The sequence below is a fragment of the Chitinophagales bacterium genome, assembly GCA_020636535.1.
In the GTDB taxonomy this organism is placed as follows: domain Bacteria; phylum Bacteroidota; class Bacteroidia; order Chitinophagales; family JADIYW01; genus JADJSS01.
In genome coordinates this window covers 720,099-736,996 of record JACJXT010000011.1, presented here as the reverse complement: position 1 = coordinate 736,996, position 16,898 = coordinate 720,099, and the positions used below count along the sequence as shown (strand labels likewise).

Below are 16,898 nucleotides of genomic sequence, written 5' to 3'. Positions count from 1 at the left end.
AAATTAATTACCTATCAATATATAATTAGTACTTCTTCCTCCTTGTTCTTCTTGTTTTAAAATACCTTTTTCTATTAAATCTTTAATATCTCTTAGTGCAGTATCTGTTGATGCATTTGTAATCTTTGCCCATTTTGAAGTTTTTAATTTTCCTTTAAATCCATCTAGCAATTTATTTAACATTAATCTTTGTCTATTATTTAAAACTGTATTTTTATGCTTATCCCAAAACATATTTTTTTGTAACACCTTATTTAAAGTTGTTTTGGTATTAAGTAATGAATTATACAAACAATTTAGAAACCAAATTAACCATGCTGTTATATCATTTTTATGATACTGAACTTCTTGCAAAACTTTATAATATGTTTTCTTTTCTATTAATATTTGATTAGATAAGCTATAAAATCGTTGAGAAGTATCTTCAGAACGAGCCAACAACATATCTGATATGGCTCTAGCAATACGACCATTTCCATCATCAAATGGATGTATAATAATGAACCAAAAATGTGCAATTGCGGCTTTCAATACACCATCAATTTTATTTTCTGTATTAATCCAATTCAAAAAAATATTCATTTCATGTTTAACTATATTAGCTGGTGGTGCAGTATAATGTGTTCTCTCCTTTCCCATTGGTCCAGATACAATTTGCATTTCGCCATCACGATAAGCTCCTACTTTTACTTTATGCATTCCACTCCAACCAGTTGGAAATAAAGCCGCATGCCAAGCAAAAATTCTTTCTTCAAGAAGTGGTTGATTATAATTCTGTGTTGCATCTAACATCATTTCCACAACACCTTCAATATGTCTATCAGCATGAATCATTCCTGCATAGTTTATGCCTAATCGTCTTGCAATAGAAGAACGCACTTGCTTATAATTTAATATTTCGCCTTCAATTTCTGATGATTTTAAAACATCTAGTGTTAAAGCAGACAACATTGTTTCTTCTTGTATTGAAAAACCCAAACCTTGCATTTGTCCTAATATTTTACCTTGTAACAGTCTAACTTTTCCCAAAATAACTTGAACATCATTATCATTCCATTTAAAATGATACCAATCCTTGTATTGATATATATACTTAGCCATAACCAAATATTTTGCGGTAAATATATAACTTATTCACCGTATTTTTGCGGAGATTATAATAATTATTCACCGCAAAAATCTGTTAATTATCACTGCATGGCTTCAAAAGCTACTTAATACTATTTTAATCGTAATAAAATAACGATTGCGTACCTTTGCAAAAAAATTACAATGGCAAGGCAAACAGAAGTGAACTTTAAAGTAAACTTAGACGATAATAATTTACCAGAACAAATTTCTTGGACAGCAACTGATGGTCCACAAGGCGATGGCGACAAAGCGAAATCGATGATGGTGAATCTTTGGGATGGTGAAGAAAAAAATACATTGTCTATTAATTTATGGACAAAAGATATGCAAATCGACGAAATGCATACGCACTTTTTTCAAATATTACTTAATCTTTCAAATACTTATCATCAAGCAACACAAAATCCTTATGTACAAGAAAGTATGAAACAATTTTGTATGGATTTAGCTGATAAAACAAGAGCTTGGGAAGAAAGTGATAGAAAAAATATATAATTCATGCTACAAATTAATAATGTATCGCTGCACTTTGGTAGTAGAACGCTGTTCGAAAATATCAATTTTACCATTCAACCAAGAGATAGAATTGGTTTAGTTGGACGAAATGGTGCAGGAAAATCTACGCTACTTAAATTAATTAATGGCGAAATTTCTACTGATGGTGGAAATATTAGCAAACCTCAAAATTTTACTATCGGCTTTCTAACACAAGAAATTCGTCAACAGCAATCGCCAACAGTTTGGGAAGAAGCTCAAATTGCTTTTAAAACAATCAATGCTATTCAACAAAAAGTAGATGATATTCAAAAAGAATTAGAGCAAAGAACCGATTATAGTTCTGATGAATACTTAGATTTATCGCAACAATATGTTGATTTATTAGATCATTTATCTCATATAGACGCTGATGACAAGGACAGACAAACAGAATTAGTATTGAAAGGTTTGGGTTATAAGCGAAGCGATTTCGATAAAGCTCCAAGTACTTTTAGTGGTGGTTGGGCAATGCGTTTGGAGTTAGCTAAAATCTTATTGTTGCAACCAGATTTAATTTTATTAGATGAGCCAACCAATCACTTAGATATCGATTCTATTTTGTGGTTAGAAAGTTTTCTACAAAACTATCAAGGTGCAATCATGATGGTGTCGCACGACAAATCTTTCTTAGACAACATCACCAATAAAACCATAGAAATTGAGTTGGGAAAAATGTATGAGTACAAAGCCAATTACTCTAAGTATTTGGAAATGCGTATAGAAAGAAGAGCTCAACAAATTGCAACTTATAACAATCAGCAAGACCAAATTAAGCAGATTGAACGCAATATTGAACGATTTAGAGCTAAAGCAAGTAAAGCATCTTTTGCACAAAGTTTAATTAAAAAATTAGACAAAATGGATTTGGTAGAAATTGATGAAGTAGATACTAAATCAATGCGTTTTGATTTTCCTATTGGACACCAAGGTGGAAAAGTAGTAGTAAAAACTGAAAAATTAGCTAAAAGCTATGGTGAGAAACAAGTGTTGAGTGATGTGAATTTTGAAATAGAACGCGGACAAAAAGTAGCTTTCATAGGAAAGAATGGAATGGGAAAAACCACTATGGCAAGAATTATTGTTGGCGAAATTGAAAAAAGTGGTGGCAATTTAGATTTAGGTTATAATATAGAAATTGGCTTTTTTGCACAGCATCATGCAGAAGCATTACCTAGAAATCTAACTGTTTTTGATTCGGTTGATCAATTAGCAGAAGGCGATATTCGTTTACAAGTACGAAATATTTTAGGTGCTTTTATGTTTAGTGGCGAAGATGTAGATAAAAAAATTAGTGTGTTGAGTGGTGGAGAAAGAGCCAGAGTTTGTTTAGCTCAACTATTGTTGCAACCAAGTAATACTTTAATTCTCGATGAGCCAACCAATCACTTAGATATTCGTTCTAAAGATGTTTTGAAAGAAAGTATTAAAAGATATCCAGGCACTGTAATTATTGTTTCGCACGACAGAGATTTTTTAATTGGTCTAACAGACAAAGTTTTTGAGTTTACCGATGGTACAGTGAAAGAATATTTTGGCGATATAGAAAACTTCTTTGAAGAGAAGAAAATTGCAGATTTTAGAGCTTTTGAAACAGAAGAAATAGATATTAAAAAAACAGATACTATTGTTACTACTAATAAACCAATAGACAAGCAAGAAAAACAAATCAAAAATAGTATCAACAAGATAGAACAAGCAATAGAACAAGCAGAAACCAATATTCAATCATTAGAAGCAAAAATTGCTAGCAACTACGACGAAGCTACGGTAAACGAACTTATGCAAGCCAAAGAGAAACTAGCATCACTCATGAAAGAATGGGAAGATTTGGTGGGATAGGAATATTTAGATAAACCTAAATTAACAATTTTAAGATTTACTTTTCCGTAAAAATTTTTTATTTTTATACGGAAAACTTTTTTTATGGATAAGAAATTGACATTAAGTTTAAATGAAAGTGTAATTGATAAAGCAAAATCTTATGCAAAATCAAATAATATTAGTTTATCTAAACTAATAGAATCTTATCTTAATGCTTTAACAAAAAGCACTAATAAAAAAGAGGAAATAACTCCTTTAATAAAGAGTCTAAGTGGCGTAATTGAGTTGCCTAGTGATTTTAATGAAAAAGAAATTTACGCAGAACATCTACTAGAAAAACACAAATGACAAAATTATTAATTGACACTAATATTGTTATTGATTTATTAGCTAAACGAGAACATTATCAAGAAGCAGCAGAATTATTTTCACTTGCAGACAAAGGATTAGTTCAATTAGTAGTTTCTTCATTAACTATTGCCAATACTCATTATATTATATCTAAATTAAAATCTCAAAAAGAAGCCAAAAATATTTTAGCCAAATTTAATGTATTAGTTGATATTTTAAATTTAGACCAAAAAGTTATTGCATTAGCTTTAAGTAGTACGATTATTGATGATTTTGAAGATGGTCTGCAATACTATACAGCTATTGAAAATCAGATTGATATTATTATTACAAGAAACAAAAAAGACTTTAAAAAAGCCAAACTACCTATATTAACGGCAAAAGAATATTTATCTAAGACAATATAAAGTCACAAACTATTTCTCTTTTTCAATAATTGGAACTATTTTTGCACTTCAATTGTTATTACAATAACAAGTTCATTGATTTATGGGGCTGCCTGGAATTGACGGCAGATTTGCAGGTAAGTAAGCATATCGAGCTTTGTGCAATTGGTTCGTTAACATTAATGCATGAAACTTTTTTATATGGCGACAATAATTTCGCTATGGCTGCCTAAAATTAGATTTTAGACAACCTTTGTTCATTTAAGAGTTCTCCTAACACTTTTATCTTGAGCATCATTAAATTAGGATAGTCTTTTTAATTGCTTCGATGAAAAGATGAAACACAGAAGCTAAGGCAATTGCTTAGTCAGTATTAACACTTACAATTGCTCTACAATTAAGTTATTACTATGTATGTAGAAAGCTTATTTGAGGTTTGTCCGGACGCGAGTTCGACTCTCGCCAGCTCCACTTTTTTATTTCAACATTTCAATTTACCTTTTATATACCTTGGCATACAATGCATTTTTCATGCGTAGTGTTACCATTGGTTCCATTTCTGGTTGAAATGTTTTATCTATATCAAACCTAAAGTATTTTAAAAATAATGCCAATACAATTTGCATTTCTTGTAAGGCAAAATTATTGCCAATACACAATCTGGGGCCACCACCAAATGGCATATAAGTATATTTATGTCGCTCTTTAGATTTGCCATCTTCAAATCGTTCTGGTATAAATTGCATCGGATTGTTCCAATGGTTTTTATTTCTGTGAATTAAAATAATTGGCATTACTACATTTACTTTTTTACCTATTTCAAAACCAGACAACTCATCTTCTTCTATTGTTTTTCTACCAAAAATCCAAGCTGGTGGATAAATACGCATGGCTTCTTGAATTACCATTTTCAAATAAGACAAATGCATAATTTCCATTGGATTATTAATGATGTCTGCTTTATCTATTTCTTCTTGTAAGATTTTGGCTTTGTCAGGATTTTGACTCAACAAATAAAATATCCAAGCTAAAGCTACTTGTGTTGTTTCATGACCTGCTACAAATATGGTTAAAATTTCATCTTTTAATTGCTGATTGCTCATGCCTTCGCCAGTTTCTTCATCAATAGCGTCCATGTACATCGACAATAAATCTTCGTGTTGTGCTTTTTGCGTTCTTCTTCTATTAATGATGTCATAAAAAAGTGCATTCATCGATTTCAATGCTCTTTTTTCTCTAAGATTAACAGGCGTTGGCAACCAATCAGGCAATCGCAGTGGATTATCAATTCTATCCGATATAAACTCATTACCTTGAGATACATAATGATAAATCATATCTGTAGTGCTTTCTATCTCATTATAAAACAAAGTATTGTTTACAATATTTAATGTTAAATCATACAATATTTTAGTCAAATTTATTGATTGATTTGAATCAGCATACTGCTCTAAAATATTCACCGACTTTTGTGTTTGCTGTAACATATTCTGAAACATCAAATTGAGTTTCTGTTTATGAAAAGCAGGTTGTGCCAATCGCCTTTGTTTTTTCCAAAACTCACCTTCACTAGTTAACAATCCATTTCCTAAAAAAACACGAATAGCATCATAAGCAAAACTTTTAGTATAATTTTTATTATTGTCTACAACTATATGTTTTACATTATCAGGATTGGTAGTAATAATAATTTGTCTTCTTGGAATATTAATAGCAAAAATATTGCCATACTTTGCCTCTTGCTCTGCTAAAAAATTAATTCTATTGTTACCAGTAAACTCATTTAAGAAATTAAAGATGTTTAATTTAATTTGTGGTATACTTTTTGATTCTGTAATCATAGTTTAAATGTAATACTAAAATTTGCCAATACTGGTATGCAAATGTTAAGTAAACTTTTAAATAAGTTTGTTATTTAAATATTTGAGCAGAAATTAGAAATTATGCTTAACTTTAAATTATAAACTACTAACAAAATAAATTTTATGAAAAAGATTTTTACAATGCTCTTTGTATGTGCTATGCTGTTTGGCATTAAAGTATATGCAGGAAATGTAATTTTGTGTAAGGATATTAAAGAAGGTGTACCTAAAAATGTAAGCAATGTTTGGAGTAAAACCGACAAAGGCAAAATTTGTATTTTTTATGAACACGACAAAGCTTATGCTGCAAATACCAATTTTGTTTTAAGAATTTCTAAGAAAAACGATATTGGTTACTTTATGAGAATAAGTAGTAAAGATTTTCCTGTGCAAAAAGGCAAGCAAACTTCTGTTATTTATAACGATATGCTGGACGCTGGTACTTATATTTTTACAATAATTGATAATCAAGGATTTATTTTAGGCGAAACCAATTGTACTGTGCAATAAGTTTATGGCATTTATCTAGTAATTCTTAGGTATTTTTTTAAATTTGCATTCCAATAATTGTTTATGGTTGTAGTTGACGCTTCTGTTTATTATACAAGATTAAAAACACATCTAAGATTTATAAAGTTACTTTGCATAACACATTTTACTATAAAAAACTTTTTTATAGGTATTACCTATGGTTTTGTCATTTTTTTAGTTGCACTATTTAGTTCTTTTTGCAGATTGTTCGACGAATTATTATTTCCGAACTATAAAAATATTGTAGTAAAACAACCAGTATTTATCATTTCCAATCCAAGAAGCGGAACAACTTACTTGCATCGTTTAATGTGTTTAGACCATGAAAAGTTTGTCTATACCTTATTGTATCACACTACATTTCCATCGATTACTATTTTTAAAATTATTGATTTTTTTGGATTGATTGATAGACAAATTGGTAGACCAATGCGTAAATTTTTCGATTGGATAGACAATACTTTTTTTGGAGATTGGGACGATATTCATGCAACAGGTTTTAATCGTTCGGAAGAAGATGAAGGTTTGCATTTTATCTCTGGAATTTCTGCTAGTGTTGGCTTAGTTACACCTTACGAAGCTGCATTTAGAGAGTTGTATATTCCTGATAGAATGTCTGAAAAAGAAAGAGACAACATTAAAAAATTTTATTACGCTACTATACAAAAATGGATGTATGCATTAGGTTCTGATAAACTATTTTTATGTAAATCGGTAATGAGTACAGGACGCTTACAAATGCTACAAGAACTTTTTCCAGATATTAAAATCATTTATTTGGTTAGAAATCCATTGAATGTATTGCCTTCATTTACTAGTATGTTTGCTTCTACTTGGAGTGTTTTATATCCGCAGATTCCTAAAAACTCGCCAGAATACAGAGAATGGGGAAATTTAGGAATAGAGTATTATAAATATTTTACCGAACAAAAAACACATTTTAAAGAAGAGAATTTTATTACTGTTTTGTATGACGACTTAGTTAAACATCCAAAAGATACCGTAATAAAAATTTACAAGCAGTTACAACTAGAATTGAGTGATGCTTTCTTAGCACGATTAGATGAAGTAACTAGCAAGACTAGAAAATATAAAAGCAAACACGATTACAGCTTAGAAGAATATGGCTATGACGAAGCCACTATAAAACAAGAGTTAGCATTTCTATTCAACGAATATCCAACATTAGATACTACAAATTAATTGATTTTAGATTGTTAGGTTTTAGATTTTTTAGATATAACTTTGCACTATGAGATATAAATATTTACTTCGTATTGATAGAGCAAGTTAAGGATAGTTTTTATTTTTTCTTCATTGTAGTATTTAAGCGTCCTCTTACGAGAGACGCTTTGGGAAAGAAAGGATATCAAATAAGAAACAATTGATATGGCGTAAATATCTTATTAGATACAAAATCTCACTACTCGATACTAGATACTCAATACTCATTAAATTACCAATTAATACTTAGTTTTAAGTTAAATCTTCTGGAAGTTAAATAGTTTGGAATTGCCCATTGTGTGTTCTGTGTATCTTTTATCCAACGGTAAGAAAGTGTATTTTGAATGCCTAATATATTAAAGACTTCAAAACTCATCCATACATTATCAAACTTAGACCAAAAGCCATTGGGTTTCTTTTCTGCTTGTTTTAATCCATCTACTAATAAATAAGAAAAACCTATATCTAATCTTCTGTATGGTGGAATTTTTAATACATCTTTATAGCGTTGATGGTCTGGTGGTCCAAAAGGTAAGCCAGTGCCAATTACTAAATTTAAGTGTACTTTAAAACTTTTGTTTTTTACTAAATAGTCTTGAAAGTATAAATTAAAGTATAATAATTGATCGGTTGGTCGCCTTATATATCCTGGATAATGAATAGCACTATCAATGCTACCATCATTATTTTCTGTAGTAGTGTAGTAAAAGTCATCATTTAAATCTTCTCTTGCTCTTAAATACGAAACACTAATCCACGAGTCGGTACCTTTTACCATTTCGCCAAACAATCTTAAATCAATACCAGTTGCATAACCTTTGGCATTGTTATTGGCAAAATATCTTATTCTAATATCTTCTACTTCATAAGGATTTAAATGCCATATGTATTTATAATATGCTTCTGTAGTAAATTTAAAATTTCTTCCCCAAGCTCTAAAATTTAAATCGGCACCTGCTACCACATGCAATGATTTTTGTGCTTTTACATTTTTTACTATATCACCATCAAAATTTCTGATTTCTCTATAAAATGGTGGTTGCATATACAAACCAGTAGCAAATCTAAACTGTACATCTTTTTTGGTATTTGGAGCATAGTTAATTTGAAATCGTGGTGAAGCCAAAAATTCTTTATTAACATTCCAATAGTGATAACGAATTCCAGCAGTAATACTCATTCGTACTGAATCTTCTCTAATCGTCCATGTATCTTGAAAATAACCATGTGTTCTTATAGACTGCAAATTATTGCTCGACTTAATTCTGTCTTGAATAGACACAATACTTCCTGTATATGGCAAACTATATCCAGCAGAATCAATTCTTGTCCATTCGCTCAATTTATCTTGAATATTTTCGTACTGCACTGTGTTACCAAACTCCATGAAGTTTTTACCTGCATTGTATTTTCCTGTAAATGCACCATTCCAAACAATAGCATCTAGTGTATTTCTTGCCCAATCTTGAAAAGTGCCATATCCTAAATTATATTTTACATTGCCAAAATTATCACTAGACAAATCGATATCAATTTCATCTAATGAATAGTAACCAGTAATGTTAAACGACTCTTGTTCTTTCATTTTCCAGAGAGCAGTCATCCATTTTAGACTCAAATTATTATTAGGAATAAATTTATAACTTAAACCTACCATTGAATTTTTAAATAAATCGTTTTCACCACCTTCAAAATCAACTAAGAAACGAATTAATCTATCAAAAGTTCCAGCTCTTGTTTCTTGTAAATCTGGAATAAAATTAAATTTATTAAATGCATGATTGACTAATAATTCTACATCGTGTTTAATATTTGGTTTGTAGTGAAAGTTAGCTTGTACATCGAAAAAGTTTGGATTGTACTCTCCTTTCTTGTCTAAACTTCCTAGTAAATAAGCGTTGGATTTGTAGCGAATACCAGCTAAATAGGTAAACTTTTGTTCTTTGGAACTTCCTTCGATGTGTGCATTAACGCCTAGCAAACTTGCCATGACAGAACCTTTAAATTCTTTTGGCGTTTTGTATTTTACATTTAAAACCGACGACATTTTATCGGCGTACTTGCTTTCAAATCCACCAGAAGAAAAAGACAGTTTGTCGATTAAATCTAAGTTTGGGAAACTTAATCCTTCTTGCTGACCAGCAGAAGTTAAAAATGAACGATAGATTTCAAAATCGTTGACATAAACCAAGTTCTCATCGTAGTTTCCTCCACGCACAGAATACTGTCCACTTAACTCTGTATTCGATTGCGTTCCTAATCCAGTTGATTTAATAACTGCACCAATATCTCCAGTTGGATTTGGAAAATATTCGGCACTCTTGGCTTCTAACTCAACTTCTCCAGCTTTGGTTTTAGACTTTGCTACAATTTCTACAGAATCTAAGTAGTTGTCTTTGAATTGAAGTTTGATATTCACTTCTTTCTTCAACTTATTACTTGGATAAACTTTATATGAAAAATTAATATATTGTACATGTGAAAATTCGAGTGTCGTATAATTTTCAAAATCTACACGCAATGAAAAATTACCTTGTGCATCTGTAACAGTTTGGTTATTGGTATTGGCTTGAACAATGTTAACATCAGGAATTGCTTCGCCTAACTCGTTGGTAATTTTTCCATAAATGGTTACTTTGTTTTGAGCTAAAGCGATATTTGTAATGCAACAACAAAATATCAATAATAATATATGCACACTAAAAGAACGCATTTTATGCCATAATATTTTTGAGTTGATGAATAGTTTGTATTGGATTGCTGGAATTAAATACAGTACTTCCTGCAACTAAAACATCTGCACCTGTTGTAATTAATTGTTTTGCATTATTTAATGTAACGCCACCATCTATTTCGATGAGTGTATTGCTTTGTCTTTCGTTGATTAGAGCTTTTAATGCTGCGATTTTATCATAAGTTCTTTCGATGAATTTTTGTCCACCAAAACCTGGATTAACACTCATCATACATACTAAATCGATGTCTTGAATTACATCTTCTAAAACACTTATTGGTGTATGTGGATTGATAGCAACACCTGCTTTCATGTTATTTTCTTTAATGGTTTGTAGTGTTCTGTGTAAATGTGTACATGCTTCATAGTGTACAGATAACACATTAACACCTAGCGTTGCAAATGTTTCGATGTATTTTTCTGGTTGCACTATCATTAAGTGTACATCTAAGACTTTGTTGGTTAATGCACGCATGGTTTTAATGAGTGGCATTCCGAATGAAATATTTGGTACAAAAACACCATCCATTACATCTATATGAATGTATTGAGCTTCACTTTGGTTCATCATTTGAAACTCATGCTCTAAGTTGGCAAAATTACAAGCCAAAACTGATGGTGCGACAATAACCTCTGCCATAAATTAGTTTGTTGCTAAAGTATAAAATTTTCGTAGGAAAAGCTAATTTTTTAAAAGATTACTAGAAACAAGATTTTTAGATATTAGACCTTTTGTAGTAAGATTACTAGATGCAAGATTTTTAGATTAGAGATGTTGTAAGCAATCTACTCTACTACGAATTTTTTAATGGCAACTGTATTATTAGAAGTGGTTATTTCTGCAATATACATTCCTTTTGCTAACTCGTACACTGGTATTGTAATTTGGTTATTATTAGTACTAATACTTTTAATTTGAACACCGTTTATTTGATAAATATTTATTTGTTTTATATTTTCATTATTAGAATAAATATTTAAAATATCTTTTGTTGGATTTGGGTACAATTGAATGCTGATATTGCTAAACTTATTTTCTTTTATTGGTGTTGCTACTACACTATTTTGTAGTGTGTATACTTTGTATTGTAGGTCTGTCCAATTATTTTTAGCTACTACTTTAATTTTTATCTGTGTTTTATTTTGAGTAAATCTTGCTGGAATAGCAAAAATATCGTCTTTAAATTGTTGGATAGTATTGGCTCCTGCATTTAACCAAGTACCTACAAAAGCATCGTCTACATAAATATTGGCAGACTGATTTTTTAAGCTATAATCGAAAGTTCTAAGCAAACGAACACCATTATTATTCTCATTGATAGATACTATAAACTCTACTGAGTCTTGTATTTTTCTTCCATCATGTTGTAGTAGTTGCTTGTCATTAATTCCTTCAAAATAAGATGATTTATTAATATTGTTACTATTCCCATATACTGTATATTGATGAGCTGTTTCACTTGTAGTATTTCCTACATCTAAATTGTCTGTTAATTGATAGAGTGTGTCTTGTTGCCAATAATAAAAACTGATAGAGTTATAAAGTGCTTGAACATCGTTAACTGGTCCGTGTTCAACATTAGCACTAATATTTTTTCTAAAGTAAATAGCATCATTCAAAAATATACGATACATATTTCTATTATATTTTTCATCTGAATTTGACATTCCATGTAAAGGCATACATACTTCATCTAAAATAAAATAGAAACCACAGTTAAATAAATCTTCTGTTCCTGTACCATAGATGAATGGTGTTTGTGCATCATCAATATAAATTCTTTCATCTCCTTCTAAGTATGCTATTGGTCCATATTCTACTGTATCTTGAACTCCTTGTATTACAATAGCGATTAATTTACCTTTTCCATTGGTTTCTAAGAAATTATAATCGGTACTATCTGTTGCTGATTTATTTTCTTGTTTAACAAATGCTTTTAAATAGCCATTTGTTTTTTTGTCTAAAATAGAATTTGTGTATAATATATTTGTATTTATACTATCTATTTTTATAGACGATTTATTTTCTATTTCAACTTTAACGCTCGACCAAAATGGTTGTGTAAAGTAGTTATAGTAAGTGCCGTTATTATTTCCAAACAACAGTGCATTCATATACGATGCATCGTTTGTTCCTGCACCAAAAAATAGTCCAATTGGTGCTGTTGTGCTTGGCGAAGTTTCTCCGTCATAATAAATTGAAATATACAAACTGTCTAAAATTTGTTTGTTGTTGTACTTTATTGGTTCTGGTGTTCTATATCTTGCATTAGCAGATGAAGTATAAAGACTAACATTGTTATTTAAAATACCTGTTACTAAATAATTGTGGCTGTTTTGGCTACTTACATTTTTTATATCTAATACATCAGTAATGACATTATCGCATATTGTTTGGTACCTAAACTCGTTCCATGCATCACCAGATATATATTGAATAATTATATTAATGTTATTTTTACCTTGGTAAAATGATTTTGGAATATAAAATTTTTCATCTTCCCAAAAATGGTAATCTCTGTAATTATTTACTTGCCATACACCTACTAACCTACCTTCTACTATTACATTTACTTTACTTTGATTGATACCAAATAACAGATTATTTTTATTCATTTTATTTACTAGAAACAATGAGTCTGCATTAGCATTTATTTTCATTTTAAATAAAGCCCAACCTTTTCGAACATTGCCCTCATCGTATATTCTATCTGCATAATCAAAATTTAAGTCTTGAATATTGAGTTCGATTCCTTCTATTGTTCCACCTCCACTACTACTATACAATACTATTTTTTGATTTGAATTTAACGACACTGTATTGGTATTACTACTTAAACTACTAGCATTTTGTTTAGGATAGTTTCCACTTAGTGCTAGCAAATTAGATTGGCTAATATCGTTGGTATTTGTCCAAGATGAAATAATCGTATCTTTTGGCAATAACTTAAAGCCAACATGACAATACATTGGTGCTTCTGTAGTAATAATTAGATTTTGTTTAATATTTATTGATGCATAGAGAATATTCCCTCCAGAATTTTCAAATAAATTTTGAGCTAGGATACTATCAAATATAGTTGTTTTATTAATAAATAATTGATTTATAGTTGATGAAAATCTTGGTGTAGTTTCTCCATCAAAATAAAAATTAATTTTTCCGTTTAAGTTGTTGATTGCTGCACACCAAATTCTTTCTAAAATAGCTGGTCCTTCAATATTTACTAAAACATATTCGTTATTTCCAGTAGCAACACCATTTGGATTATTGACTAAACCACTTGGAATAGTATCTAAAAAGTTGCTAGCAATTACACCATCGTTATTAGAACCATCTTTAGCATAATTGGCTTGCTGATAGGTAATAAACTGTTCTTCTATATTAGATAAATGATTAACTGCATCGAGTGCGGATGCATTAAAAACAAGAAAGAGTGATATTACAAGCGAAAATTTATTTAGCATAGTAACAATATATAATATTTTTTTATTTTATTACAGTAATTTTTTTACTGCCTACAATTTTATTCTGCTGCTGTAATACCAAATGATATTGACCACTTGCTAAATCATTTACATCAATTGTATAGTTGAATAATGTACCGAGCAATTTCTCTTGTTTTACTAACTGTCCGTTTTGATTAAACAAAGTATAATGTGTAGGCTGATTGTCATACATATATGCTGTATTTAAATACAATATGTTTGATGTTGGATTTGGATAAATACTAAATTTATTGTCTAGTTTATTTTGATTAATTGCTGTGCTAACTATATTTTCTGTTAAGAGCGTATAGACTTTATAATCTGTTGCAGTCCAATATTGACAATTATTTGATTTTACTAATTTGATAGTAATAGATGATTTTCCTGCGGTATATGTTTTTGGAATAAAGAACACATCATCTCTCCAAACATTGAATCCATTTGAACCAGCAGTTAGCCAATTTCCTAAATAAACTCCATCTACATAAAGTGCTGCTTCTTGATTGCGATAAGTATAATCCATAGTTCTTTGAAGTTGTACGCCTTCGTTGTTTGGTAAGATAGTTGCTACAAAAGAGACAGAATCTTGGCTTAAATATCCATCTTTAGATAAATAAGTATTAAATGCTTCTCCTTCGTATCTTTGATTTTTATTTATATATATTTTATTATTCGTATTGGTATATTGATGTGCTGTTTCGCTAGTTGTATTTCCTACATTTAGTTCGTCACTTAAAAAATAAGTGCTGTCATTTGGTTGAAGATAAAACAATGCCAATGAGTTATAAGTAGTTTGCTTTTCATTTGATTTTCCTTTTTCAAACCAAAACTGAAAATTCTTTCTAAAATAAATTGGGTCGTATAAGTGATAACGATACATGGCTCTATAATAGTTATTATCTGCATTACACATTCCTGATTGAGCAAAATCAACTTCGCCTGTATAGAAATAGAATCCACCATTAAAGTAATCTTCTGTTCCTGTTCCGTGAATTAATGGCGTTGCTATATCATCTATATATACTCTGTCATCACCTTCCATCCACGCAAATTTGGTCATATCTTCTTGATGAGCTTCTAGAATAGTTCCTACATATTTTCCTTTACCTTGCGTAGCACAAATTAAATAGCTTGTAATATCATTAGCTGCTTTAACTGCACTGTTTAATTGAGTAGTAAAATACCCTGTTTCTTTCTTAGATGAATTATTATTAGCAGTTCCAACATTATAACTAACTGTAATATTTGAATTTGAATTATTGATTAATTCTACTTTAGCATTATTCCAGAAAGGCATAGAAAAATAATTGTAGTATTCTTTTCCTATATTTCCACAAGGCAATGATTGCATATATGCAGCATCATTGAATCCAGTTCCAAAGAACAAACCTAGTGGTGCATATACTTGTGCTTGACTTGCATTATCGAAAGTTATTTTGATAAAAGTATTTTTTAAGATATCTTTATTAAATAATTTTATATTTTCTGGTGTAATGTATCTTTCTGACTGTGTTTGAGGAATTGCTGGCACAATAGCTGTTGTAACTTTATTATGACTAGCTTCGCTTGCAGCATCTAAAACAGCAAGTGAGTCTGTAATAATGTTATCGCATTTTAGTTTGTAGTAATATTCATTTGGATTTTTACCATCAGTTCCAAATTTTTGAAGCTTAATTCTTATATTTGATTTATTATTATAGTAAAATTTAGGTATTGTAAAAACTTCATCTGACCAAAAATGATAATCTCTATCAGTATATACTGTCCATAATCCAACGAAAATATTATCTACATAAACAGCCAATCTAAAAAAAGTTGGTTTAGTTACTATATTAGCCAATTCCCAATTTTTATTACAAGTTAAAATAAGTTGTACATTATTTGCCTGTCCGTTTACCTTCATATTAAAAGCACTAGTACCAGCAAATTGTTGACCAGAAAAAACCTTTCTTTCTGCATACGAGAAATCAAGCTCATTAATACTTAATTTAAATTGTTCTATACTTTTTGCACCGCTTAAATTAGCTATAGTTTGTGTAGTACCACTAGCAATTGTTGTTTGATTTTGTACGGTTTGCAAACTCGCTAAATTGCTTTTAGGATAATTGCCTTTGTTATTGAACTCATTAATTAGCACAGAATCTGTAACATTAGGTTGCCAAGTTGTTACACTAGTGTCTGTACTAAATTTTTTATAATTAAACTGATAAAAACCACCTGCATTAGAAGTAATAATTAAATCTTTATTTATAAAAAAAGGAATAAAGCTTGCCATAGCTCCACTAGATTGAGCAAGATTTAATAGTAATGGTGGTTGGAATATACCTTGTTGAATATTAAAAATTTCATTTAATGTGTTAGAAATTCGAGGAACAGTTTCTCCATCAAAATAAAATTTAAGTCGAGCTTCATGTGATAAAGTACTTAAGCCAAAACCCCAACGAAATAAAACACTTGGTCCTTTAATATGACTCACTACATATTCTACACCACCAGTTGGTGTTCCGTTTGGATTATTGACTAAACCACTTGGTATTGTATCTAAGAAATAACTGTCTGGCACTCCATCTTGATTGCCCATATTTCTATCATAACTAGTTTGGTTATAATAAATATAATTATGTAAAAACTTTGGAGCATTATCCATTAGCGTTTGCGAAAAAGCAAAAAAAGGAAAACAATAGCACAATAGTAGAATTCTTTTCATATAATCTTGTATTAATAATTTATGATAAATGTATGGTTTATCTTCAAATTTTTATAGTTACAAATTTTTACTTTTGTCAATAAAAACGAAGAATAAAAATACAATAAAAATGATGCTCTTTATCTAAA

The 16,898-nt window shown here is 29.9% G+C and carries 12 protein-coding genes and 1 other RNA gene; 7 read left to right on the top strand and 6 right to left on the bottom strand.

Going from position 1 to position 16,898, the window contains the following annotated elements; genetic code table 11:
• Positions 1 to 3 precede the first annotated feature (3 nt).
• A complete protein-coding gene (locus H6553_03490; GenBank protein ID MCB9032877.1) occupies positions 4 to 1,101 on the bottom strand; it encodes a Fic family protein in 1,098 nt (365 codons plus the stop codon).
• 171 nt (positions 1,102 to 1,272) lie between these two features.
• Here H6553_03490 and gldC point away from each other — a divergent pair, with 171 nt between their 5' ends.
• The 5 genes from gldC to ssrA all read left to right on the top strand — a co-directional run bounded on the left by gldC (position 1,273) and on the right by ssrA (position 4,700).
• The gene (gene gldC / locus H6553_03485; GenBank protein ID MCB9032876.1) at positions 1,273 to 1,626 is read left to right on the top strand and encodes a gliding motility protein GldC; all 354 of its coding nucleotides are present in this window, start codon (positions 1,273 to 1,275) and stop codon (positions 1,624 to 1,626) included.
• A 3-nt stretch (positions 1,627 to 1,629) separates the two neighbouring features.
• On the top strand, positions 1,630 to 3,507 hold the full coding sequence (locus tag H6553_03480; protein MCB9032875.1) for an ABC-F family ATP-binding cassette domain-containing protein: 1,878 nt from the start codon (positions 1,630 to 1,632) through the stop codon (positions 3,505 to 3,507).
• Positions 3,508 to 3,591: 84 nt separating this feature from the next.
• Positions 3,592 to 3,837, top strand: coding sequence for a hypothetical protein (locus tag H6553_03475; GenBank protein ID MCB9032874.1), 246 nt, complete (start codon positions 3,592 to 3,594; stop codon positions 3,835 to 3,837).
• Entirely contained in the window at positions 3,834 to 4,247 is a 414-nt protein-coding gene (locus H6553_03470; GenBank protein ID MCB9032873.1) for a PIN domain-containing protein, read from the top strand. Before H6553_03475 ends, H6553_03470 begins: the two co-directional genes overlap by 4 nt.
• Before the next feature lie 84 nt (positions 4,248 to 4,331).
• Positions 4,332 to 4,700, top strand: a transfer-messenger RNA (tmRNA) gene (gene ssrA / locus H6553_03465).
• Positions 4,701 to 4,720: 20 nt separating this feature from the next.
• Here the strand turns inward: ssrA and H6553_03460 are convergent.
• Entirely contained in the window at positions 4,721 to 6,067 is a 1,347-nt protein-coding gene (locus H6553_03460; GenBank protein ID MCB9032872.1) for a cytochrome P450, read from the bottom strand.
• Between the two features lie 144 nt (positions 6,068 to 6,211).
• On the opposite strand from H6553_03460, the gene H6553_03455 reads away from it, so the two are divergent.
• Complete coding sequence (locus H6553_03455; GenBank protein ID MCB9032871.1) at positions 6,212 to 6,598, top strand: hypothetical protein; 387 nt, start codon at positions 6,212 to 6,214, stop codon at positions 6,596 to 6,598.
• Positions 6,599 to 6,823: 225 nt separating this feature from the next.
• A complete protein-coding gene (locus H6553_03450) occupies positions 6,824 to 7,822 on the top strand; it encodes a sulfotransferase (GenBank protein ID MCB9032870.1) in 999 nt (332 codons plus the stop codon).
• 253 nt (positions 7,823 to 8,075) lie between these two features.
• On the opposite strand, the gene H6553_03445 is transcribed toward H6553_03450, so the two are convergent.
• The 4 genes from H6553_03445 to H6553_03430 form a co-directional block, all read right to left on the bottom strand.
• Entirely contained in the window at positions 8,076 to 10,631 is a 2,556-nt protein-coding gene (locus H6553_03445; protein ID MCB9032869.1) for a carboxypeptidase-like regulatory domain-containing protein, read from the bottom strand.
• Positions 10,558 to 11,217 carry a ribulose-phosphate 3-epimerase gene (locus H6553_03440; GenBank protein ID MCB9032868.1) on the bottom strand — a complete coding sequence of 220 codons (660 nt, stop codon included), beginning with the start codon at positions 11,215 to 11,217 and terminating at the stop codon, positions 10,558 to 10,560. The genes H6553_03445 and H6553_03440 overlap by 74 nt, the downstream gene beginning before the upstream one ends.
• 146 nt (positions 11,218 to 11,363) lie before the next feature.
• A complete protein-coding gene (locus H6553_03435; protein ID MCB9032867.1) occupies positions 11,364 to 14,042 on the bottom strand; it encodes a DUF2961 domain-containing protein in 2,679 nt (892 codons plus the stop codon).
• A gap of 22 nt (positions 14,043 to 14,064) precedes the next feature.
• On the bottom strand, positions 14,065 to 16,770 hold the full coding sequence (locus H6553_03430; GenBank protein ID MCB9032866.1) for a DUF2961 domain-containing protein: 2,706 nt from the start codon (positions 16,768 to 16,770) through the stop codon (positions 14,065 to 14,067).
• Positions 16,771 to 16,898 lie beyond the last annotated feature (128 nt).